Source organism: Nonomuraea ceibae (assembly GCF_019396325.1).
Lineage (GTDB): Bacteria > Actinomycetota > Actinomycetes > Streptosporangiales > Streptosporangiaceae > Nonomuraea > Nonomuraea ceibae.
This window is the reverse complement of sequence record NZ_JAHKRO010000001.1, coordinates 174012-195055: the sequence shown is the minus strand read 5'-3', so window position 1 is coordinate 195055 and position 21044 is coordinate 174012. Positions and strand designations below refer to the sequence as shown.

22 protein-coding genes are annotated in these 21044 nt (G+C 72.2%); 18 read left to right on the top strand and 4 right to left on the bottom strand.

Annotation, left to right across the window (positions count from 1 at the left end):
• Positions 1 to 18: 18 nt before the first annotated feature.
• From KME80_RS01075 to KME80_RS01055, 5 genes are read left to right on the top strand one after another with little or no spacing between them, the layout of a single operon-like run.
• A complete protein-coding gene (locus tag KME80_RS01075) occupies positions 19 to 945 on the top strand; it encodes a carbohydrate ABC transporter permease (protein ID WP_219499034.1) in 927 nt (308 codons plus the stop codon).
• Entirely contained in the window at positions 942 to 1766 is an 825-nt protein-coding gene (locus tag KME80_RS01070) for a carbohydrate ABC transporter permease (protein WP_219499031.1), read from the top strand. The genes KME80_RS01075 and KME80_RS01070 overlap by 4 nt, the downstream gene beginning before the upstream one ends.
• Positions 1767 to 1789: 23 nt before the next feature.
• Positions 1790 to 2995: a glycoside hydrolase family 1 protein gene (locus tag KME80_RS01065; protein WP_219499028.1), complete on the top strand. Its 1206-nt coding sequence runs from the start codon at positions 1790 to 1792 to the stop codon at positions 2993 to 2995.
• Entirely contained in the window at positions 2992 to 4128 is a 1137-nt protein-coding gene (locus tag KME80_RS01060; RefSeq protein WP_219499025.1) for an SGNH/GDSL hydrolase family protein, read from the top strand. Before KME80_RS01065 ends, KME80_RS01060 begins: the two co-directional genes overlap by 4 nt.
• Positions 4125 to 5651, top strand: a complete 1527-nt coding sequence (locus tag KME80_RS01055) for a family 20 glycosylhydrolase (RefSeq protein ID WP_219499022.1) — start codon at positions 4125 to 4127, stop codon at positions 5649 to 5651. Before KME80_RS01060 ends, KME80_RS01055 begins: the two co-directional genes overlap by 4 nt.
• Positions 5652 to 5677: 26 nt before the next feature.
• Here KME80_RS01055 and KME80_RS01050 read toward each other — a convergent pair whose 3' ends face one another.
• Positions 5678 to 6583 carry an SDR family NAD(P)-dependent oxidoreductase gene (locus KME80_RS01050; RefSeq protein ID WP_219499019.1) on the bottom strand — a complete coding sequence of 302 codons (906 nt, stop codon included), beginning with the start codon at positions 6581 to 6583 and terminating at the stop codon, positions 5678 to 5680.
• 51 nt (positions 6584 to 6634) lie between these two features.
• On the opposite strand from KME80_RS01050, the gene KME80_RS01045 reads away from it, so the two are divergent.
• From KME80_RS01045 to KME80_RS01005, 9 genes are all read left to right on the top strand, one after another.
• Positions 6635 to 7084 carry a GbsR/MarR family transcriptional regulator gene (locus tag KME80_RS01045; protein WP_219499016.1) on the top strand — a complete coding sequence of 150 codons (450 nt, stop codon included), beginning with the start codon at positions 6635 to 6637 and terminating at the stop codon, positions 7082 to 7084.
• Between the two features lie 137 nt (positions 7085 to 7221).
• Positions 7222 to 7395 carry a lipopolysaccharide assembly protein LapA domain-containing protein gene (locus KME80_RS01040; protein ID WP_246643615.1) on the top strand — a complete coding sequence of 58 codons (174 nt, stop codon included), beginning with the start codon at positions 7222 to 7224 and terminating at the stop codon, positions 7393 to 7395.
• A 113-nt stretch (positions 7396 to 7508) separates the two neighbouring features.
• A complete protein-coding gene (locus KME80_RS01035; protein WP_246643613.1) occupies positions 7509 to 7985 on the top strand; it encodes an iron chaperone in 477 nt (158 codons plus the stop codon).
• Between the two features lie 134 nt (positions 7986 to 8119).
• A complete protein-coding gene (locus tag KME80_RS01030) occupies positions 8120 to 10213 on the top strand; it encodes a protein kinase domain-containing protein (protein WP_246643687.1) in 2094 nt (697 codons plus the stop codon).
• Positions 10214 to 10224: 11 nt separating this feature from the next.
• Positions 10225 to 10731 carry a DinB family protein gene (locus KME80_RS01025; RefSeq protein WP_219499007.1) on the top strand — a complete coding sequence of 169 codons (507 nt, stop codon included), beginning with the start codon at positions 10225 to 10227 and terminating at the stop codon, positions 10729 to 10731.
• 70 nt (positions 10732 to 10801) lie between these two features.
• Positions 10802 to 11428: a VOC family protein gene (locus tag KME80_RS01020; RefSeq protein ID WP_246643611.1), complete on the top strand. Its 627-nt coding sequence runs from the start codon at positions 10802 to 10804 to the stop codon at positions 11426 to 11428.
• A gap of 50 nt (positions 11429 to 11478) precedes the next feature.
• Entirely contained in the window at positions 11479 to 13089 is a 1611-nt protein-coding gene (lysS, locus tag KME80_RS01015) for a lysine--tRNA ligase (protein ID WP_219499004.1), read from the top strand.
• Positions 13086 to 13607 (top strand): AAA family ATPase, encoded by a 522-nt coding sequence (locus tag KME80_RS01010; protein WP_219499003.1) that lies wholly within the window; start codon positions 13086 to 13088, stop codon positions 13605 to 13607. The genes lysS and KME80_RS01010 overlap by 4 nt, the downstream gene beginning before the upstream one ends.
• Before the next feature lie 59 nt (positions 13608 to 13666).
• Positions 13667 to 14638: a ketopantoate reductase family protein gene (locus tag KME80_RS01005; protein WP_219499000.1), complete on the top strand. Its 972-nt coding sequence runs from the start codon at positions 13667 to 13669 to the stop codon at positions 14636 to 14638.
• On the opposite strand, the gene KME80_RS01000 is transcribed toward KME80_RS01005, so the two are convergent.
• Complete coding sequence (locus KME80_RS01000; protein ID WP_246643609.1) at positions 14604 to 15131, bottom strand: DUF6886 family protein; 528 nt, start codon at positions 15129 to 15131, stop codon at positions 14604 to 14606. The two genes, KME80_RS01005 and KME80_RS01000, sit on opposite strands and share 35 nt — an antisense overlap.
• Before the next feature lie 96 nt (positions 15132 to 15227).
• On the opposite strand from KME80_RS01000, the gene KME80_RS00995 reads away from it, so the two are divergent.
• Positions 15228 to 15644, top strand: a complete 417-nt coding sequence (locus KME80_RS00995; protein WP_219498998.1) for a hypothetical protein — start codon at positions 15228 to 15230, stop codon at positions 15642 to 15644.
• A gap of 108 nt (positions 15645 to 15752) precedes the next feature.
• Complete coding sequence (locus KME80_RS00990; protein ID WP_219498995.1) at positions 15753 to 17654, top strand: sensor histidine kinase; 1902 nt, start codon at positions 15753 to 15755, stop codon at positions 17652 to 17654.
• A gap of 25 nt (positions 17655 to 17679) precedes the next feature.
• Here KME80_RS00990 and KME80_RS00985 read toward each other — a convergent pair whose 3' ends face one another.
• Positions 17680 to 18423 carry an MBL fold metallo-hydrolase gene (locus tag KME80_RS00985; RefSeq protein ID WP_308125566.1) on the bottom strand — a complete coding sequence of 248 codons (744 nt, stop codon included), beginning with the start codon at positions 18421 to 18423 and terminating at the stop codon, positions 17680 to 17682.
• 9 nt (positions 18424 to 18432) lie between these two features.
• A complete protein-coding gene (locus tag KME80_RS00980; protein ID WP_219498993.1) occupies positions 18433 to 18573 on the bottom strand; it encodes a hypothetical protein in 141 nt (46 codons plus the stop codon).
• Between the two features lie 317 nt (positions 18574 to 18890).
• On the opposite strand from KME80_RS00980, the gene rho reads away from it, so the two are divergent.
• Both rho and KME80_RS00970 read left to right on the top strand, forming a co-directional pair.
• Entirely contained in the window at positions 18891 to 19955 is a 1065-nt protein-coding gene (gene rho / locus KME80_RS00975; protein WP_219498991.1) for a transcription termination factor Rho, read from the top strand.
• Positions 19955 to 20920 carry a putative RNA methyltransferase gene (locus KME80_RS00970; RefSeq protein WP_219498989.1) on the top strand — a complete coding sequence of 322 codons (966 nt, stop codon included), beginning with the start codon at positions 19955 to 19957 and terminating at the stop codon, positions 20918 to 20920. Before rho ends, KME80_RS00970 begins: the two co-directional genes overlap by 1 nt.
• Positions 20921 to 21044: the final 124 nt, after the last annotated feature.

Sequence of the window (21044 nt, the reverse complement as noted above, 5' to 3'; positions counted from 1 at the left end):
TCGACAGCGCCCGGACGGGTGCGCGCGTCCCATGACGTGCGCGCCCGCCGGGCCGGCGGGGCGAACTCCGAGCGCCGCCGCCGGCAGACGCTGATCGCCTGGCTGTTCACCGCGCCCTTCGTGGTCGTCTTCGCGGTGTTCATGATCCTGCCGATCGCCAGCTCGATCGGCTTCTCGTTCACCGACATGACGGCGCAGGACATCCAGTCGCCGTTCAACGTCGACTTCGTGGGGTTCGAGCAGTACGCGAACGTGCTCTCCGACCCCGAGTTCCAGAACGCCGCCTGGGTGACCGCGCTGTTCGTGATCGTCGGCATCCCCGTGACCGTGGCGCTCGGGCTGGGGCTGGCGCTGGCGCTCAACTCCGGCATCCGGCGGCTGCGGCCGATCTACCGCGTCGCCTTCTACGCGCCGGTGGTCACGAGCGTCGTCGCCGTCTCGGTCATCTGGCGCTACATCCTGGCCCGCGACGGCCTGCTGAACATGGTCCTCGCCCTGGTCGGCGTCGAGGGTCCCGACTGGCTGAACAGCACCACCTGGGCGCTGCCGTCGCTGATCCTGATGGCCGTCTGGCGCAACACCGGCACCCTGATGATCATCTTCCTGGCGGGGCTCCAGGCCATCCCGACCGACGTCAGGGAGGCCGCGGAGATGGACGGCGCCGGGCGCTGGCGCCGCCTGCGCAGCGTCACGCTGCCGCTGCTGCGGCCCACGATGCTGCTGGGCAGCGTGCTCATCTCGGTCGGCTACCTGCAGTTCTTCGAGGAAGCCTTCGTGATGACGCAGGGCGGCCCGCTCAGCTCCACGCTCTCCATGACGTACTACACGTTCAACACCTTCGGCTTCGGCGACTTCGCCAAGGCGTCCGCGGCGAGCTACATCATGTTCGTCGTCATCGCGGCGGTCAGCATCCTGCAGTTCCGCCTGCTCAGGAGATCGACATGACCAAACTCCTGTCAGCCCGGGCCCTCACGTACGTCGTGCTGACCGCCGGCCTGGTGGCGTGGCTCGCGCCGTTCGCCTGGATGGTGCTGGGCTCGTTCAAGACGCAGGACGAGATCTTCGCCGACCCGCCGACGTGGTGGCCGCAGTCCCCCACCGGAGGCAACTTCACCCGCTGGCTGACCGAGCTGAACTTCGGCACGTTCTTCACCAACAGCCTGGTCGTCGCGGTGATCACCGTGCTCGGCAACCTGCTGTTCTGCTCGATGGTCGGCTACGCGCTGGCCAAGATGGACTTCGCCGGCAAGCGGATCCTGCTCGGCGTCGTCCTGGTGACGATCATGGTGCCGGGCGTGGTGACCTTCGTCCCGCTGTTCGTGATCGTCGCCAAGATGGGCATCCTCGACTCGTACGCGGCCCTGGTCCTGCCGTTCCTCACCCAGCCGGTGGGCGTCTTCCTGATGCGCCAGTTCATGCTGGACATCCCGGACTCGCTGCTGGAGGCGGCACGCATCGACGGCGCGTCCGAGCTGCGGATCTTCACCCGCATCGTGCTCCCGCTGTGCGGGCCCGCGCTGGCGACGCTCGGCATCCTCACCTTCCTCGGCTCGTGGAACAACTTCCTCTGGCCGCTCGTGGCCAGCCAGACCGAGGAGATGTACACGCTGCCGGTCGCGCTCTCGCTCTATTCGACCGGTCAGTACGCGACCGACTACGGCACGCTGCTCGCCGGCGCCGTACTGATCATCACCCCGATCCTGGCCCTGTTCGTGTCCCTGCAGCGCTACTTCGTGCAGGGCATCGCCACGATGGGCCTCAAATGACGACATCCCCGACAGGAGTGAACATGGCGACCCCGCACCCGGTGGCCTTCCCGGACGGCTTCCTCTGGGGGGCCTCGACGGCTGCGCACCAGGTGGAGGGCAACAACGTCGGCAGCGACCTCTGGCACGCGGAGAACGACGGATCGGGAGCCCTGCGCGACCGGTCCGGAGACGCCTGCGACAGCTTCCACCGCTGGCCGGAAGACCTCGACATCGCCCGCGACCTCGGCCTCAACGCCTACCGGTTCAGCGTCGAGTGGGCCCGCGTGGTCCCCGCGCCCGGCCACCCCTCGGCGGCGATGCTGGACCACTACCGCCGCGTCATCGAAGGATGCGCCGAGCGCGGCCTGACTCCCGTCGTGACGCTCCACCACTTCACCAACCCCGCCTGGCTGCGCGCCGAGGGCGGCTGGACCTCCGGCGAGGCGCTCACGCACTTCACCGAGTACGTCCGGGCCGTGCTGCCGATCCTCGACGGCGTCCGCTGGGTCTGCACGATCAACGAGCCCAACATGGTCGCCATGATGGTCGCCCGCCGCAGGCACGCCGCCGAGGGGGAGGTGCCCGCGTTCGTCGTGCCCGACCCCGGCGTGACCGCCGCGCTGACCCGCGCGCACGAGGCGGCCCGCGAACTGCTCGCGTCCGTCCCCGGGCTCAGATCCGGATGGACGGTGGCGAACCAGAACGTCCAGGACCACGGCGCCGGCCCCGACCGCACCGCCGAGATGTCCTACCTGATCGACGACCAGTACATCGACGTGGCCAAGGGCGACGACTTCCTCGGCGTGCAGGCCTACAGCCGCATGCGCGCGGGCGAGCAGGGCCTGATCGTCCCCGGCCCGGACGACCGGCGCACGATGATGGGCTGGGAGTACTACCCCCGCGCCCTGGAGGACACCGTCCGCCACACCGCCGCCCGGCTCGGCGGCTCGACGCCGCTGCTCGTCACCGAGAACGGCATCGCGACCGGCGACGACGACGAGCGGATCGCGTACACGGGCGAGGCCGTGCTGGGCCTGGCCCACGCGCTGGCCGACGGCATCGACGTGCGCGGCTACCTGCACTGGTCGCTCCTGGACAACTACGAGTGGGGCTCGTGGGAGCCGACCTTCGGCCTCGTCTCGGTCGACCGGACCACGTTCCGGCGTACGGTCAAGCCCAGCGCCCGCTGGTACGCGCGGCTCGTCCGCGACCCGGAGGCGACCCTCCGCCAGGGGGCCGCGTCGTGACCGAGCTGGCCCGGCTCATCGAGGGCGCGGCGGCGCTCGACCCGGGGCACCACGGCGGGCTGCGTCCGCGCCGGCTGCCGCCGTGGGCGCGCGCCCAGCACGACGACACCTGGTTCGAGCTCATGGAGCAGGCGCCCACCGGCGTCTCGCTCCGGTTCACGACCAGCGCGACCCTGCTGACCCTGCGCCTGCACACCCGGTCGGTCCGGCCGGCCGGGGTCGAGCCCGCTCGGCCGCACCTGCTCGCGCTGGTCGTCGACGGCGTGGTGGCCGAGCACGTGGCGATCCCCGAAGGCGACGTCGTCATCATGGACGCCGGCCACCGGATCGCCGGAGCCGAGCGCCGGGGCCCGTCCGACGTGTCGATGGCTCTGGTCCCCGACGGCCGGGAGAAGCACGTCGAGATCCTGCTGCCGCACGACTGCGCGGTCGAGGTCGTCAGCCTGGACGCCGACGCGCCGGTCACGCCCGCGCCGCCCGACGGCGCGCCGCGCTGGATCCACTACGGCAGCTCCATCAGCCACGGGCTGGAGGCGTCCGCCCCCGACCGCACCTGGCCGGCGCGGGTCGCCCTCGCCACCGGCTGGCGGCTGCGCAACCTGTCCTTCGGCGGCAACGCGCAACTGGACCCGTTCGTCGCCCGCATGATCAGGGACGCCCCCGCCGACCTGATCACCCTGAAAGTGGGGATCAACCTCGTGAACGTCGACTCGATGCGCGCCCGGGCGATGCTGCCCGCCGTGCACGGCTTCCTCGACCTGATCCGTGACGGCCATCCGGACACGCCGATCGTCCTCGTCACCGCGATCGCCTGCCCGGCGCACGAGCACACGCCGGGGCCGACGGTCGACCGCGACGGCCGGGCCGCGGGCGCGGTCCGGGCCCTGGAGAGCGACGACGGCGCCCTCACGCTGGCCGGGACCCGGCGCATCCTCGAACGGGCGCACGCCGACCGCGACGACTCCCACCTGCACCTGGTGGACGGCCGTACGCTGCTGGGCGAGGACGACGCCGGGCTGCTGGGCGACGGCCTGCACCCGACCGAGGAGGGGCTGGGCCTCATCGCCCGGCGCTTCCAGGACACCGTGGCCGGCATTCCGGCGCTGGCCGGGCTGCTGGGGGGCCGCCGATGACCCCGCCTGCGCTGGTGCCGTGGCCGCACGCGGTCACGCTCGACGACACCACGACGACGGTCCTCGACCCCGCCCGTGTCGTCATCGAGGCGGAGGCCCCGCTGGAGGCGGCCCGCGACTGGCTCCGGGCCGAGCTCGCCCGCACCGCCGGGACCGGCGACGCGCCGCCGCTGCGCATCACGCTCCAGCTCGGGGCGGCCCCCGCCGACGTGCCGCCCGCCGACGGCATCGCCCCGGACGAGGCCGCGCCCGACGAGCGGCACACGATCACGATCGCCCCCGGCGAGGTCACGGTGACCGGGCCGACCCCCCAGGCGGTCCTGCGCGGCGCCGCGACGCTCGTCCAGCTCGCGGAGGGCTTGGCCGGCCGGCTGCCCGTGGGCCGGATCGCCGACGGGCCCCGCCTGGCGTGGCGCGGGCTGATGGTCGACGTCGTACGGCACCCGTTCGGCGTGGACGAGATCCGCCGCGTCGTCGACCTGCTGACCCGCTACAAGCTGAACGTGCTGCACCTGCACCTCACCGACTCCGACGGCTGGCGGCTGCAGTCCGCGGCCCGCCCGGGGCTGGACGCGACCTCGCCCGGCGAGCTGATCACCCTGCGCGACCTGGACGAGCTGACGGCGTTCGCCGAGACGCGCGGGGTGACGATCCTGCCCGAGGTCGACCTGCCCGGCCACTCGCTCGCCGCCACCCGCGCCTATCCGGAGCTCACCGACGGCGGGATGGCCGCCAGGCTGGGCTACGTGGACCCCGCGGCGCCGGGGGCCGAGTCGTTCATCGCCGACACCGTCACCGAGTTCGTCCAGGCGTCCCGCGCCCGGTTCGTCCACATCGGCGGCGACGAGCCGTTCGGCATGCCGTTCGAGGCGTACACGCGGGCGGTCGGCCTCGCCGTGCGGGCGGCGCACGCGGCCGGCAGCCGGGTGGTCGCCTGGCAGGAGGCGGTACGCGCCGGCGCGCTCGGCCCCGGCGACCTCGTGCAGCTGTGGATCGGCGCGGAGACGAGCATCGACGCCGACGCGAAGAAGGCCGAGCTGCCGGAGTCCGCGCACCGGTTCGTCGACCAGATGGTGGAGCTGTTCGCGCTCGCGCCCGGCGACGGCCCCGCCGCCGCGGCCGCCGGGCTGCCGGTGCTCCTCTCGTCCAGCGACGTGCTCTACCTCGACCGCCCCTACGCGGAACCCGCCGCCGACGCCGACGGGGAGGCGCGCCGGGCCCGGCTCGGCTTCCGCGACTACCCGGCCAAGACCCTCCGGCAGATGTTCGACTGGACCCCCGAATCGCTGGTGGCGGGGCTGGACGTGCGCATCGCCGGCGTGGAGGCGGCGATCTGGTCGGAGACCGTCGACGGCTTCGACGACCTGGCGTTCCTGCTGCTCCCCCGCCTCCCGGCCGCGGCGGAACGGGCCTGGACGCGCGAGCCGACGACCTGGGAGGACCACAGCTCACGCCTGCGACCGCACGCCGGCACCTGGCAGGCGACCGGCTGGGGCGCGGCGTACCGGCCCGCCCACTGGTAGCCGGGGGTCACCAGGCCCAGGCGGGGTCACCAGGCCCAGGCGGGGTTGCCGGTGGCGGCCTGGGAGGCCGCCCACAGCCGCTCGCGGGCCGGCTCGTCGTAGGCGAAGGCCGGCGCGCGGACCGGGCGCAGGTCCTCGTCCACGTACGGGCCGGGCAGGGGTCCGTCGCCGGTGGCCAGGCGGGCGTAGGTGTCGCCGAGGCGCTCGGCGGGGACGGCCATGCGGTTCTTCGGCGCGTACAGGGTGCGCAGCAGCCACGGCATGGCGGCCACCCGGCCGGCGTCGAGCCGGACGGCGGGAACGCGCACGCAGGTGACCTCCAGGCGACCCGCACCCTTTTGTGCCCTCTCGGCCTTCTCCTCCTTCTCGGCCTTCTCCGCCCTCTCGGCCAGGGTCATGGTTGTCATGATCTGGGCGAGTTTGGCGTGGTAGTACGCGCGGGTCGGGGTGAACCAGCTCGGATCGTCGAGCTGGTCGAACCGGATGCGGATGCGCGGCATCGAGAGCAGCCCCTTGCTGGCCACGTTGATCACCCGCGGGCGGGCGGCGGCGGCGAGCAGCGGGCTGAGGCGGGCGGTGAGCAGGAAGGGGCCCAGGTGGTTGGTGGCCCAGAACAGCTCGTGGCCGTCGGCGGTGAAGCGGGGCTCGCGCAGCGTCTGGTCGAAGACGGCGGCGTTGTTGACGAGCACGTCGAGGTGGCCGGCGGTCCGGGTGAGCTGGTCGGCGGCGGCCTCGATGGAGTCCGGGGACGACAGGTCCGCCTGGACGAGGGTGGCCGGGTGCGCGGCGTGGGCGTTGATCTCGGCCAGCGCGGCGCGGCCTCGGTCGAGGTCCCGACAGAGCGCCAGCACGTGGTGGCCGCCGGCGGCGAGGGTGCGGGCGGCGCGCAGGCCGATCCCGGAGTTGGCGCCGGTGATGGCGATGGACAGCATGCCGGGGATTCTATTCTGTTCGGAACGATCCGAACAGAATAGAATCGAGGGGTGGCCGGTGCTGAGGAGTTCGTGGAGAGTGCGGGGCTTTACTTCGAGCGGCTGGGGCTCAGCCGCACGGCGGGGCGGGTCATCGGCGTGCTGCTGGTCGATCCGGACGACTCCGCCGACGCCCCAGGGCTGTGCGACCGGCTCGGCGTGGCCAAGAGCAGCATGAGCGTGGCCCTCGGCCAGCTCGAACGCGGCGGGCTCGTCGAACGCTTCCGGCCGCCCCGGGGCCGCCGCGACCACTACCGGCTGACGGAGGACGTGTTCGGGCGCGCGTTCCGGGCGAAGATGGCGGAGTTCTCCGCGTTCGCCCAACTCGCCGAGCAGGGCCTGGCCGTGGCCGGGGACAACCCCGCGAGCCGGGCCAGGCTGGAGCGGATGCGCGACCTGTACGGCTTCATGGGCCGCGAGTTCCCCAAGCTCCTCGACCAGTGGGAGCGCGAACGCCCCTGACCCACGAGGCTCGTGGTCGAGGCCGGGGCAATGCGGGTATGGCCTGCGTGGAGGGGCTTCACAGTTCGGGGGACATCATGACAGAGCAGAGGCCGACGAGCCCGTTGGGGTCGGTGCCGCCTCGGGTGTGGGTGGCGTTGGCGCTCCTGGTGCTGGCGATCGTGTTCATCCTGCAGAACCGGCAGGATGCGGCGATCCAGTTGTTCATGATCGTGGTGACCGCGCCGTTGTGGATCACGCTGGTGGTGTGCGTGGGCATCGGGATGCTGATCGGCGCGCTGATGAGCCGCAGGGGCGGGCGCCGGCGCTGACGCAGGCGGTCCGAGGCGAGGCGGTCATCGATCAGTTTTCGAGAAGCGGCCCGTCTCCCTGCCTCCCTAACATGAGAGTCACCCAGAAGGACATGTACGGGAGGAACCTCGCAATGGCGAACACCAATGACACCAAGGACAAGACCGGCGGCACCGGGTTCGAGGGCTTCTCGGACGAGGAGCGGGCCGCGATGAAGGAGCACGCCCAGGAGCTCAAGAAGGCCGCCCGCCGCGGCTCGCGCGCCACCAAGGCCGACGGCGAGAGCGACGTCCTCGCCAAGATCGCCGAAATGCAGGACTCCGACCGCTTCCTGGCCGAGCGCATCCACGACCTCGTCAAGACCAACGCCCCCGCCCTCACCCCCAAGCTGTGGTACGGGATGCCGGCGTACGCCAGGAACGGCAAGATCGTCTGCTTCTTCCAGAGCGCGCAGAAGTTCAAGTCGAGGTACGCGACGCTCGGCTTCAACGACGACGCGCGGCTGGACGACGGCAACATGTGGGCCACCGCCTTCGCCCTGACCGACCTGACCCCGGACGACGAGGCCCGCATCGCCCGGATCGTCAAGCAGGCAGTGGCCGAGGACTGACCACCCGTAAAACGCAAGCTTGCTTTTTCCTTTATTCCGCCCTTGCCGGGCTGCCGACGGAATTCAATGACGCGCCTGAGGGCGCGGGATCCCTGACAAAGATTTTCCGATATGCCACTATCTGTCGGGTGACAATGGGGGATCCTCGGGAGCAGATTCCCGGCTACCAGCTCATCGAGCCCGTGGGCCAGGGCGGTTTCGCCGTGGTCTACCGCGCCCTGCACGAGCGGGTCGGCCGGGTGGTCGCCGTGAAGATCCTGTCGGTGGCCGACGTGGACGAGCGGGCGCTGCGCAACTTCCGGCGGGAGCTGGAGGTCATGGGGCGGCTGAGCGACCATCCGAACATCGTGGCCGCGCTCGACACCGGCACGACCGCCGCCGGCCGGCCGTACATCGTCATGGACTTCCACGAAGGCGGCAGCCTCCACAGCCGGGCGGGAGCGCTCCCGCCGCACGAGGTGCTGCGGATCGGCGTCAAGGTGGCGGGCGCGCTCGCGGCCGTGCACGACGCCGGGGTCTTCCACGGCGACATCAAGCCGCAGAACATCCTCGTCTCCAAGTACGGCGAGCCCGCGCTGGCCGACTTCGGCGTGGCCCGCATGCTGGACGTGGGGCAGCTCTCGTCCAACACGCTCACGTTCACCCCGCACCACGCGGCGCCGGAGGTGCTCAACGGCTCGCCGCAGAACGTGCGCTCGGACGTGTACGCGCTCGGGTCGACGCTCTACCAGTTGCTGGCCGGGCGGCCCGCCTACCATGATCCGGCCGATGCCGGGGTGGCGCCGTTGCTGCTCAGGGTGCTCAGGCAGCCGTTGCCGCCGCTGCCGGAGCACGCCGTTCCCGCGCCGCTGCGCGCCCTGGTCGAGCGGGCGATGTCCAAGGACCCGGGCGGCCGGCCGCAGGACGCCTGGGCCTTCGTCCGGGAGTTGCAGCAGGTGCAGCGGGCGCTCGCGCTCCCGGTGACCGAGCCGGCGACCGCCGTCCCGCCGCCAGCCCCCGCACCACCACACCCCGTCGGCCCCACCCCGCAGACCCTCGGCCCCACGCCGCACGGCCCGCCCCCACCCGGCCCGCAGACACCGGTCAGCGCGCCACACGTTCCCGGCAGCGCACCGCAGGCCCCCGGCAGCGGGCCGGTGCCCGGGATGCCCGGCCCGCCGTCGTACGCCCATCAGGACCAACCGCTCCACACCAGGCCGAGCCGCAGGTCGTCGCGGCGCTGGGTGGTCGCGGGGGCCGCCGTGGTCACCGCGTCGGCCGCCGCCGTGGCCGCCGTCCATCTGACCGGCGGGTTCGCCCCCGCGACGGCGGTGCCCACCGCCACCGTCACGCCCGGCGCCCTCGCCGTCGCCACCGCGACCGAGCCCGTCGTGCCCGCGTCGAGCTCGGCCTCGTCCGAGCCGTCGGCGAAGGCCGGCAAGCCCACCCTCGCCAAGGTCTCCCTCTCGACAGACGCGAAGGTCCACGCGCCGGGCCAGACGTTCCGCCTCAAGGTGACCGGCCGCCTGTCGAACGGCCGCCCGGCCCGCCTGGCCCGCGCGGACCTGGACTTCCACAGCGCCGACCCGCGCGTGGCCACCGTCAGCCCCGACGGCCAGGTGACGGTGCTGAAGGAGGGCCGGGTCCGCATCACGGTCAAGGTGACGATGAACGGCTCGGCCAAGGTGGCCGCGCTCCCCCTGACGGTCGGGTCCAAGGCGACCCCGGAGCCGGAGGCCGAGCCGGAGAGCGGCCCCCGGACGCTGCGGGTGCCCGCCACGCTGACGAACATGGTCCGGGGCGGCGGCTACTCCGCCAAGTCGTTCCCCGCCTGCCAGGTCTGCAAGGTCAAGAACGGCAACCCGGGCTTCTACCGCGAGACGTACTTCCGCTTCGACCTCAGCCGGGTCAAGGTCAAGCCGGACCGGATCGCCTCCGTCGTGCTGCACGCGCACATGCGGGTCGACGACTCGGTCGACACTCAGGGCGCGGCGATGGCGTACGCGATGGGCAACGGCTGGAACGCCGGGGTCACCTTCGACACGCGCCCGCAGCTCGGGGCGCAGCTCGGCGAGTTCCCGGCAGTGGGCGTGAACGGCGCCTGGGTGAAGCTGAACCTCACCGGCTACTTCCGGCCGAAGGTCGGCGGCCCGGCGAGCGTGGGGCTGGCGGAGTCGGGCGGGGTGGGCACGGCGATCGGCGGCCTGGGCTCGGGGACCGTCCCGTACCTGGTGATCACCACTCGGTAGGGTGGGCGTCCATGGCAGAGACCAGGACTCCTCCGATCTTCGACGGTGACGAGCGCGCGATCCTCTACAGCTGGCTCGACTGGCATCGTGAGACGCTGGCCGCCAAGTGCGCGGGCCTGTCGGAGGAGCAGCTCAGGCGGCGCGCGGTGCCGCCGTCGGGGATGTCGCTGCTGGGGCTGGTGCGGCACATGGCGCACGTGGAGCGGGCCTGGTTCCGGCGGATGATCGACGACGAGGACGTGCCGCTGCTCTACGGCAAGCAGGAGCGCCAGGACGCCGACTTCGAGGACGTGGACGACGCCTCGGCCGAGGAGGCGTTCGCCACCTGGCGGGCGGAGATCGAGCGGGCCCGGCAGGTGTCGGCGGCGCTGCCGCTGGACGCGATCGCCAAGCGGCGGCGCGACGGCAACGAGGTGTCGCACCGGCGCATCCTGGTTCACCTGATCCAGGAGTACGCGCGCCACAACGGCCATGCCGACCTGCTGCGCGAGCGCATCGACGGCGTGACCGGCGAGTAGCGCGGCGGTGATTGCCGCGCCGCCCATGCCGGACTTGGATGGCTCTACGCCGACATGGGAGGGGCCGACCTTGATCGATCGTCGACTGGACCATCTGCTGTACGCGGTGCCCGATCTGACCGCGGCCGTGGCCGAGTTCGGTGACAGGACCGGCGTGACCCCGGTGGCGGGCGGCAGCCATCCGGGCGGCACCGCGAACTACCTGGTCGGACTGGGACCGTCCGCGTACCTGGAGATCATCGGGCCGGACCCGGCGGCCGACCCGGCGACGCGGCGGCGGGCGGCCGAGCTGGAGCTGCTCGACGTGCCCCGGCTGGCGGGGTGGGCGGTGCACCCCGACGACATCGGGGCGGCCGTACGGCAGGCGCGGGCGCGGGGGTACGACCCGGGCGACGTGGAGCCGATGTCGCGCCGGACCCCCGACGGGCGGCTGCTGGAGTGGCGGCTGACCCGCTGGGACGAGCCGGGGCGGGTGGATCCGGTGCCGTTCCTCATCGACTGGGGCGCCACGCCGCATCCGGCCGCGTCGGGGCTTCCGCAGGTGAAGCTGACGGCCTTCAGGGCGACCGTGCCGGAGCCGCCGCTGCTGCTGGCCCGGCTGCGCGCCCTGGACGTGGAGCTGGACGTCGAGGCGGGGGCGCCGGTGGCGCTCCACGCAGTGCTGGAGAGCCCGCTCGGGCGCGTGCAACTGACCTGACGGGGGCGAACGCGTTGGCGGCCGGGCCGCCGAGCCGCAAGAATGGCGCGATGAGCGCTGCTGACAGCACGGAGGCCGACTGGGTCTCCCGATTCGCGGACGAGGTCATCTCCGAGGCGGAGCGTCGCGCGCCGGGCAAACCGATCGTGTGCGCCTCGGGGCTGAGCCCGTCGGGGCCCATCCACCTGGGCAACCTGCGCGAGGTGATGACCCCGCACCTGGTGGCCGACGAGATCAGGCGGCGCGGCCACGCGTGCGTCCACCTGCTGTCGTGGGACGACTACGACCGCTTCCGCCGCGTCCCCGCGGGGGTCGACCCGTCGTGGGCCGAGCACATCGGCAAGCCGCTGAGCTCGGTGCCCGCGCCTCCCGGCAGCCCGTACGGGTCCTGGGCCGAGCACTTCAAGGCGCCGATGGAGGCCGCGCTGGCCGAGCTGGGCGTCGAATACCGGGGCATCAGCCAGACCGAGCAGTACACCTCGGGCGCCTACCGGGAGCAGATCCTGCTGGCGATGCGCGAGCGGGAGCGGATCGACGCCGTCCTGGCCCGCTACCGGTCGCAGCAGCGCGAGGGCTATTTCCCGTACAAGCCCTACTGCGAGCTGTGCGAGCGCGACCTGACCACGGTGACCGCCTACGACGACGACAGCACGGAGCTGGCCTACACGTGCGAGTGCGGGTTCGGCGAGACGGTGCGGCTGGCCGAGCACGACCGGGGCAAGCTGGTGTGGAAGGTCGACTGGCCGATGCGGTGGGCGTACGAGGGGGTGGTGTTCGAGCCGTCCGGCGTCGACCACCACTCGCCCGGGTCGGCGTGGATCGTCGGCGGGCAGATCGTCGGCGAGGTGTTCGGCGGCGAGCAGCCGATCGGGCCGATGTACGCGTTCGTCGGCATCACCGGCATGGCGAAGATGAGCAGCTCCAAGGGTGACGTGCCGACTCCGGCCGACGCGCTGGAGATCATGGAGGCGCCGGTGCTGCGCTGGCTGTACGCGCGCCGCAAGCCCTCGCAGTCCTTCAAGATCGCCTTCGACCAGGAGATCCAGCGGCTCTACGACGAGTGGGACGCGCTCGGCCGCAAGGTCGCCGGCGGCGAGGCGCAGCCCGCCGAGCTGGCGGCGCACGGCCGGGCGGTGCGCACGGCGGCCGGGCCGCTGCCGGTGACGCCGCGACCGGTCGCCTACCGCACGCTGGCCTCCATCGCCGACGTCACGACCGGCGACTCCGCGCAGATCCTGCGCATCCTCGGCGACGTCGACGCGATCGGCTCGCTGGAGGAGGCGCGGCCCCGGCTCGACCGGGCGCAGCGGTGGATCGACACGCAGGTGCCTGCCGAGCAGCGCACCCGCGTGCGCGAGGCCCCCGACGCCGAGCTGCTGGACTCGCTCGGCGAGGCCGAACGCGAGGCCCTGGCCATGCTGGTCGACGGCCTCGACGCGCACTGGTCGCTCGACGGGCTGACCACGCTGGTGTACGGGGTGCCGAAGCGCCAGGCGGGCCTGGACCCCGACGCAAAGCCGACGCCCGAGGTGAAGGCGGCCCAGCGGGCCTTCTTCGCGCTGCTCTACCGGCTGCTGGTGGGCCGCGACACCGGGCCCAGGCTGCCCACGCTGCTGATGGCGGTGGGGGCCGACCGGGTGCGGAAGCTGGTCGGGGCGTGACCGCGTTCCTGATCACCGGGATCTCCGCGTCGGGCAAGTCCACGGTGGCGCAGGCGCTGGCCGAGCGGCTGCCGAAGGCGGCGCACGTACGCGGCGACGCCTTCCGGCGGATGGTGGTCAGCGGCGGCGTCGGCATGACGCCCGACCAGCCGGAGGAGGCCGTACGCCAGCTCCGCCTGCGCTACCGGATCGCGGCGGCGGCGGCCGACCTGTATGCCGGCGAGGGGTTCACCGCGGTCGTCCAGGACGTGGTGCTCGGCGCGGACCTGAAGCTGTTCGCCGGGCTGATCCGCACCCGCCCGCTGCACGTGGTGGTGCTGGCCCCGAGCGCGGCCGTCGTCGAGCGGCGCGAGCGCGAGCGGGCCAAGACCGGCTACGGGGCGTGGACGGTCGCCGAGCTCGACGCGGCGCTGCGCCGCGACACGCCCCGCCTGGGGCTGTGGCTCGACACCTCCGCGCAGACGCCGGCGCAGACGGTGGACGAGATCCTGGCCAGGGCCGCAGAGGCGCGCGTCTAGCGAGCCGACTCGGGCACCTCGGTGGCGCTCGTGAGCGAGCGGATGACATGCTCGGAAGCATGCGTTACATCGTGATCGGAGCGGGGGCCGTAGGCGGCACGATCGGCGCCCGGCTGTTCCAGGGCGGGCACGACGTGCTCCTGGTCGCCCGGGGCGCCCACTACGAGACGCTGAAGAACCGCGGCCTGCGCCTCCTCACGCCCTACTCCGACGACCTCCTCGACATCCCGGCGGCCGACGGCCCGGTGGCGTGCCGCGACGACGACGTGCTGATCGTCGCCACCAAGTCGCAGGACACCGTGACCGCGCTCGCCCCGTGGCCGACCCACCTGCCGGTGGTGTGCGCGCAGAACGGCGTCGAGAACGAGCGCACCGCGCTGCGCAGGTTCGAGCGGGTCTACGGGATGTGCGTGTGGCTGCCCGCGCTGCACACCGAGCCCGGCACCGTGGCCGCCTACGGCTCGCCGCGCTCGGGGCTGCTGCACGTCGGCTGCTACCCGCACGGCTCCGACGAGCTGGCCAAGCAGATCGCCATCGACCTCGACCGCAGCAGGTTCGTCGCGCTGCCGTCGGCCGAGGTGATGCGCTGGAAGTACGGCAAGCTGCTCGCCAACCTGGCCAACGCCGTCGAGGCGCTCGTCGGCCACGAACCGGGCGTGGAGGAGGTGCTGGAGCTGGCCAGGTGCGAGGGCACCCACGTGCTGGAGGAGGCCGGCATCTGCTACTCCACGCCGCGCGAGGAGCGCGAGCTGCGCCGCGACCAGGTGGACCTGCTGCCGATCGGCGGCAGCATGCGCGGCGGCGGCTCGTCGTGGCAGAGCCTGACCAGGGCGACCGGGTCGATCGAGGCAGATTACCTCAACGGCGAGATCGTGCTGCTGGCCCGCGAGCTCGGGATCGCCACCCCGGCCAACGAGGTGCTCCAGCGGGAGGCCAACCGGTTCGCCAGGGAGCGCCGCGAGCCTGGCTCGATGCCGCTGGAGACGCTGATGGCGCTCATCGCCGAGCGTTCCGGAGCCGGATCCCGCTGAACTCCAGCGTGCTGGCCGTCACCTCGTTCCAGAACCGCCACAAATTGTCCAGCACGCGGAGCTGGATCCCGGCCTCCTCGTGCAGCTCGAACAGGTCGCGGACCGGCTCGGGCGGGCCGAGCGGCAGCACCGGCACGGTCGCCACGACCGCGGCGGGCGGGTCGCCGAGCGGCGTGAAGACGTCGGCGGGCAGCCTGTAGGCGAACAGGCGCACGTCCATCATCGCCTTCAGCCACCCGTACTCGATCGCGTGCACCCGCTCGCCGCAGCCCGCGCCGATGATCCGGTCGGCGTCCTCCCGCGTGGTGCGCGATCCGGGCCACGCCATCGCGCGGGGGCAGGCGCGGGGGAACCAGTAGGAGGGACAGCGTTCGCCGTCGACCGCCCAGACGTACGGCTCGCTCTGCCGTGAGGTGGGTGCGACGTGCGGGACGAACCGCTCGATGGTGGGGTCCTCGGAGAAGTGCAGCACCTGTCCTGGTTCGGGTCTCATGACCGCCATCATGACCTGCGAGCCCGTGTGGGCAGGGCATACCGCGCCGGATGATGGGCAGGGGGATCTCGCTCTGACGACGAGGAGTGAGACGAAATGATCTTTCTGGGTCTGTTACTGGTCCTGCTCGCCGGCGCGGCGGCCGTCGTGGCCATCACGGAGGAGAGCGCCCGGTACATCCTGTTCGGTTACACGTTCCAGCCCGACCACGTGGAGATGTTCCTCGCGGGCGCGGCGGCGGCCGCGGTGATGGTGCTCGGCTTCTGGCTGATCGCCGCCGGTTCGCGCCGGTCCGCCCGCCGTCGCCGCCGGCTGGCTCACGTACGCGCCGACGCCTCCGACAAGGTGGCGCGGCTGGAGGACGAGAAGCGCGAGCTGGAGCGGAAGCTCGAACGCGAGCACGCCGCCGCAAGCAAGCCGATCGCGGGCCGCGCTGACGGCCGCACCGACGGGCACGCTGACGGGCACGCCGATGACCGGCTGGTCGCCGGCCGTGAGGAGCGCGCGCGGTGACCTCACCGGTGCGGGGTGGCGGGGTGGCCCCGCACCGGTGATTCGCGGCGATACTTCGCATGACGGGTGTAATCTGCGTTGCGCGCTCATCATGCACCCGGAGGTCGCATGCCCCCCACACGTGGCCGTCCCATCGCGATCAAACTCCTCATCCTCCTGCTCGTCCCGCTGACCTCCCTGGTCGGCCTGTGGGCGTTCGCCGCCGCTCTGACGGCAGGCGACGGGCTGCGCATGCTGGAGATCGACGAGCTGGCGACGAACCTGGCCGAACCCTCCGAGGAACTCACCACCCACCTGCAGAACGAGCGGCTGTCCTCGATCCAGTACGTGGCCGCCAGGCGCAATGCCGAGACCCTGAAGATCCAGCGCTCGCAGACCGACGCGGCGGCCAAGCGGTTCCGTGCGCTGGCGGCGAGCCGGCGCGGCCTCAGCCCGGAGATGACCGCCCAGCTCACCACTCTGAACCGGCGGCTCGACCAGCTCGCGCAGGTCCGGCGCGATGTCGACGCCACCGGCGCGGCCCCCCTCGACCTGATCAACGGCTACAGCCAGATCGTGGACGCCTCCTTCCGCATGTACGACGCGATGGTGCTGGTCCCCGACATGACGCTCTACCGCAACGCCCGCGCGCTGACCATGCTGGGCGAGGCCAAGGAGCTGCTGTCACGCGAGCGCGCGATGATCGCCGTGGTGCTGAGCCGGGGCCGGGTGACGCCCGCCGAGCGCGAGGCGTTCGCCGACTGGACGGCCACCCGGCGGCTGCTCCACGCCCAGGCCATGTCCCACCTCGACGACGGGCTGCGCAAGCCGTACCAGCAGCTCATGGCCTCCCCGATGTACACGGAGTTCACCGAGGCCGAGGACGCCATCAGGGGGCAGGCCATCATCAACGGCCTGCCCGCCGACGCCGCCACCTGGCCGGTGGACGCCACCAACCTGTGGAAGGCCGCCGAGCGCGCCCAGCGCGTCACCGCCAAGGCCATCACCGAGCGGGTCACGCCCGCGGCCACCGGCATCCTCACCAAGATCGGCGTCGCGGGCGGCATCGGGCTGCTCGCCGTGATCGCCTCCATCCTGCTGTCGCTGCGCTTCCGCAAGCGGTTGGTACGCGAGCTCGCCGGCCTCCGCGACGCCGCCACCGAACTGGCCGACGTGCACCTGCGCGACCTGGTCAAGCGGCTGCGCACGAGCACCCAGCCGCCCTCCGCGGCCGAGCTCCCCCCGCTGGAGATCAAGGCGGAGACGTCCGAGGTGCGCGACATCGTGCAGGCGTTCAACCGCGTGCAGTCCACGGCCGTCGAGGCCGCGGTCACCCAGGCCCGCCTCCGGCACGGCGTCAACCAGGTGTTCGTCAACCTGGCCAGGCGCAACCAGTCGCTGCTGCACCGCCAGCTCCTGCAGCTCGACGGCATGGAACGCGGCACCGAGGACCCCGAGGAGCTGGAGGACCTGTTCAAGCTCGACCACCTGACGACGCGCATGCGCCGCCACGCGGAGAGCCTGATCATCCTGTCCGACCAGACGCCGGGCCGCGGCTGGCGCAACCCGGTGCCGATCCTGGACGTGCTGCGCGCCGCCGTGGCCGAGGTGGAGGAGTATCAGCGGGTCGAGGTGCTGCAGGCGCCGCCCGTCGCGCTGACCGGCTCGGCGGTCACCGACGTGGCCCACCTGATGGCCGAGCTGATCGAGAACGCCACGCTGTTCTCGCCGCCGCGCACCCGGGTCGACCTGCGCACCACGGCGACCCCGTACGGGCTGATCGTGGAGGTGGAGGACCGCGGGCTGGGTCTGTCGCGGGCCGAGCTCGACGAGCTCAACACCCGCCTGGCCGAGAAGCCCGAGTTCGACCTGGCGCAGAGCGACCGGCTCGGGCTGTTCGTGGTCGGCCGGCTGGCGGCCAGGCACGGCATCAAGGTCGCCCTGACCGCGTCGCCGTACGGCGGCCTGACGGCCAGGGTGTCGCTGCCGGCGTCTCTGCTGGCCGACCAGCCCGCGCTCACGGGCGCCTAGCCGGTCAGAGCCTGGCCAGAGCCGGTCAAAGCCGCACGAACGGGTCGGCGAAGTGCGCCGTGGCGAGCAGCGCGCGGGCGGCGCGCAGCTCGGCGAGCACGGCGGCGCGGGTGGCGGCGGCCCGCTCCTGGTCGTCGTCGTAGACGTAGCGCACGGCCGGGTCGGCGAGCTGCGCGGGATGCAGGACCAGGTCGCCGGTCACGGCCAGGTCGCCGACGCGGGCGATCTGGTGGCCCGGCGTGTGGCCGGGCGTCAGGTGGACGCGCACGCCGGGCGCGGCCTCGGTGTCGCCGTCGACGACGTGCAACTGGGCCTTGAGCGGGGTGACCACCCGGTCGAGCGTCGCGCTCTCGGCGGCGTCGAGCTCGGCCTGCTGGAGCACGTACCGGGCGTTCTCGAAGATCGGCCGGCCGTCGTCGGAGACGGCGCCGCTCGCGTGGTCGCTGTGCAGGTGGGTGAGGATCACCGTGTCGACGTCGGCGGGCGCGACGCCGACGGCGGCCAGCTCGCCGGGCAGCGTGCCGGGAACGGGCGCCCAGCTCGACGCGAGCGAGCCGGGGCCGCCGATGCCGGTGTCGACCAGCGTCAGGCGTCCGGCCCGGTCGCGGAGCAGGTAGCAGTGGAAGTGGAGCACCCACGGCTCGTCGGGCAGCGCCGAGCCGGGAAACATCTCCGGCAGCGGGCGGCGGATCGCCTCGCCCATCGCGCCCACGGCGTCGCAGAGCGGCGTGACCTCGACGCCTGAAACGATCTTCGATTCGTGCGGCACGCGCCCAGCTTAGGCGGCCACGGGCTCGCGCGGCACGTACTCGTTCTCCAGGTCGGCCGCGTAGACGGCGCGGCAGCAGGTCGCGCACCGGTACATGATCGGGCCCTCGTCGAGCTCGCTGTGGCAGCGCGGGCAGCGGGTGCTGTTCATCTCATCCCCCTAGGGTTCTCTTCTCCATGGAACCTTCGGCGCATTGCAAAGGTCCTGCAGCTCGCTTGCTCGGACGCAGAGGGAGCGGAGAAGAACATTGTTACGTTCCGCTGCCCCGAACGCGCGCCGGGACACGAGGAATCCCCCGGGAATAGCCCAACAGGACTAGGCGTTGCATGGACAGCGACGTGTGATACGTTGCCCCCAGCGTTGAGCTTCAAGCTCCGCTGATCTCACCGCCCCCTTCTTCGCGGGGCCGGTCTTCTCATTTCCCGCCGGCGTTCTCCTTCGTTCGGCGCACCCTCAAGGGGTTCACCATGTCTGTTCACAAGGGCCTTCTCGACGTACGGGAAAAGGCCGCCTACATCCGCATCGACCACCTGCCCGGCCCCGGCGACCTGCGCCTGAGCCCGGCCCAGATCCAGCAGTACGGCCTGCGTCCCGGCGACCACGTCGTCGCCGAGGCGTCGGACGGCAAGCTCGCCAGCGTCGAGACCGTCAACGGCCACGCCGACTGGCGGAACCGGCCGCGTTTCGCCGAGCTGACCCCCGTACACCCGCAGGAGCGTCTCCACCTGGAGACCGAATCGCTCAGCACCCGGGTCATCGACCTGTTCGCGCCCATCGGCAAGGGCCAGCGCGGGCTCATCGTCGCCCCGCCCAAGGCCGGCAAGACCATGGTCCTCCAGGCGCTCGCCGACGCCGTCACGCGCAACCACCCCGAGGTCCACCTCATGACGCTGCTCGTCGGCGAGCGGCCCGAGGAGGTCACCGACATGCGCGCCACGGTGCGCGGCGAGATCTTCTCCTCCACCTTCGACCACCCCGACCGCGACCACACCGCGATCGCCGAGCTCGCCATCGAACGCGCCAAGCGCCTGGTCGAGGCCGGTCAGGACGTCGTGCTGCTGCTCGACTCGCTGACCCGGCTGGCCCGCGCCTACAACAACCTGGCGCCCGGCGGCGGCAAGACCCTCACCGGCGGCCTCGACGCCGCCGCGCTCTACCCGCCCAAGCGCTTCTTCGGCGCCGCCCGCAACGTCGAGGGCGGCGGCTCGCTGACCATCCTCGCCACCACGCTCGTCGAGACCGGCTCGCGGATGGACGACAGCCTGTACGAGGAGTTCAAGGGCACCGGCAACATGGAGCTGCACCTGGCCCGCGACCTGGCCGAGCGGCGCCTCTACCCGGCCGTCAACCTGGACGCCTCCGGCACCCGCCGCGAGGAGATCCTGCTGCCCGACCGCGAGCGGCAGATCGTGTGGCGGCTGCGCCGCAGCCTGAGCGGCCTGGACCGGCAGCAGGCGATGGAGATGCTCGTCGGCAAGCTGCGCGACACCCCCTCCAACGCGGCGTTCCTGACCTCGGCCACAATGGCCTGATGCTGGCTGACATCGTCGGACACCTGGCCTGCCCGGTCTGCCGGGAGCCGGTGCGGCTCGACGCCGACGCGCTGCGGTGCGCCCGGGGGCACTCCTTCGACGTGGCCAAGCAGGGCTACGTGAGCCTGCTGGTCGGCTCCCGCCCGCCCGGGACCGCCGACAGCGCGGAGATGGTCGCGGCGCGTTCGAGCTTCCTCGAAGCGGGGCATTACGCGCCGCTCGCCAGGGCGCTCGGTGGGAGCGTTCTCAGTCATACCGAATCGTTCTCACACTTGCCTGACGGAGAGGCCGCGAAGGCGTACGGTAGTGCCGAAATGGGTTCCGGCCCGGCACCGCAAGCGCTTGCGGACCGGCCGGTGATCGTTGACGCCGGTGCGGGGACCGGCTATTACCTTTCGGCGGTGCTCACGGCTGCGGGGCGTGGCGTTGGGATGGCCTTCGATGTGTCCAAACATGCTGTACGGCGAGCCGCGCGGGCGCATCCCCGGGCGGGGGCGTTCGTGGCGGACGTCTGGCGCACGCTGCCCATCCGCGACGGAGCCGCCGATGTGGTGATCAACGTGTTCGCGCCGCGCAACGGGCCGGAGTTCCGCCGGATCCTGCGGCCGGGCGGGGCGGTCGTGGTCGTGACGCCGACGGGCGACCACCTGAGCCCGCTGGTCGAGGAGCTGGGGCTGCTCTCCGTCGACGCCGACAAGGAGCGGCGGGTGGCCCGGAGCCTGGAGGGGTTCACCGAGACCGCGCGGCAGGAGGTCGCCTTCGAGATGGAGCTGGGGCCGGCCGACGTGCTCCAGGTCGTGGGGATGGGACCGAGCGCGTGGCACACGGGGACGGCGGAGCTGGAGGAGAGAATTTCGAGCTATTTCTCCCCCAGAGTCACGAAAAAGCGGGGAAAAGTAGTCGTGAAGGCGGCGTTTTCTCTATCTACCTTCGAAGTGACACCTTACGCAAGACCCGTTCCTTGACGGATGAGTGGGACAGGTGTTACTGATGGGGCATTTAGTCCGAAATTCCCCCACATTCCCGGAGTATTTCCGCGACACAGGCGTAATACTGGACGGCAACCCGCGCCGGGACGGCACGGGCCAC

Excerpts from the sequence above, each read along its gene's own strand:
- KME80_RS01070 (WP_219499031.1), top strand. The coding sequence starts at position 942 with ATGACCAAACTCCTGTCAGCCCGGGCCCTCACGTACGTCGTGCTGACC.
- KME80_RS01065 (WP_219499028.1), top strand. The coding sequence starts at position 1,790 with ATGGCGACCCCGCACCCGGTGGCCTTCCCGGACGGCTTCCTCTGGGGG.
- KME80_RS01055 (WP_219499022.1), top strand. The coding sequence starts at position 4,125 with ATGACCCCGCCTGCGCTGGTGCCGTGGCCGCACGCGGTCACGCTCGAC.
- KME80_RS01050 (WP_219499019.1), bottom strand. The coding sequence starts at position 6,583 with ATGCTGTCCATCGCCATCACCGGCGCCAACTCCGGGATCGGCCTGCGC.
- KME80_RS01035 (WP_246643613.1), top strand. The coding sequence starts at position 7,509 with ATGGCGAACACCAATGACACCAAGGACAAGACCGGCGGCACCGGGTTC.
- KME80_RS01030 (WP_246643687.1), top strand. The coding sequence starts at position 8,120 with ATGGGGGATCCTCGGGAGCAGATTCCCGGCTACCAGCTCATCGAGCCC.
- KME80_RS01025 (WP_219499007.1), top strand. The coding sequence starts at position 10,225 with ATGGCAGAGACCAGGACTCCTCCGATCTTCGACGGTGACGAGCGCGCG.
- lysS (WP_219499004.1), top strand. The coding sequence starts at position 11,479 with ATGAGCGCTGCTGACAGCACGGAGGCCGACTGGGTCTCCCGATTCGCG.
- KME80_RS01005 (WP_219499000.1), top strand. The coding sequence starts at position 13,667 with ATGCGTTACATCGTGATCGGAGCGGGGGCCGTAGGCGGCACGATCGGC.
- KME80_RS01000 (WP_246643609.1), bottom strand. The coding sequence starts at position 15,131 with ATGAGACCCGAACCAGGACAGGTGCTGCACTTCTCCGAGGACCCCACC.
- KME80_RS00995 (WP_219498998.1), top strand. The coding sequence starts at position 15,228 with ATGATCTTTCTGGGTCTGTTACTGGTCCTGCTCGCCGGCGCGGCGGCC.
- KME80_RS00990 (WP_219498995.1), top strand. The coding sequence starts at position 15,753 with ATGCCCCCCACACGTGGCCGTCCCATCGCGATCAAACTCCTCATCCTC.
- KME80_RS00980 (WP_219498993.1), bottom strand. The coding sequence starts at position 18,573 with ATGAACAGCACCCGCTGCCCGCGCTGCCACAGCGAGCTCGACGAGGGC.
- rho (WP_219498991.1), top strand. The coding sequence starts at position 18,891 with ATGTCTGTTCACAAGGGCCTTCTCGACGTACGGGAAAAGGCCGCCTAC.
- KME80_RS00970 (WP_219498989.1), top strand. The coding sequence starts at position 19,955 with ATGCTGGCTGACATCGTCGGACACCTGGCCTGCCCGGTCTGCCGGGAG.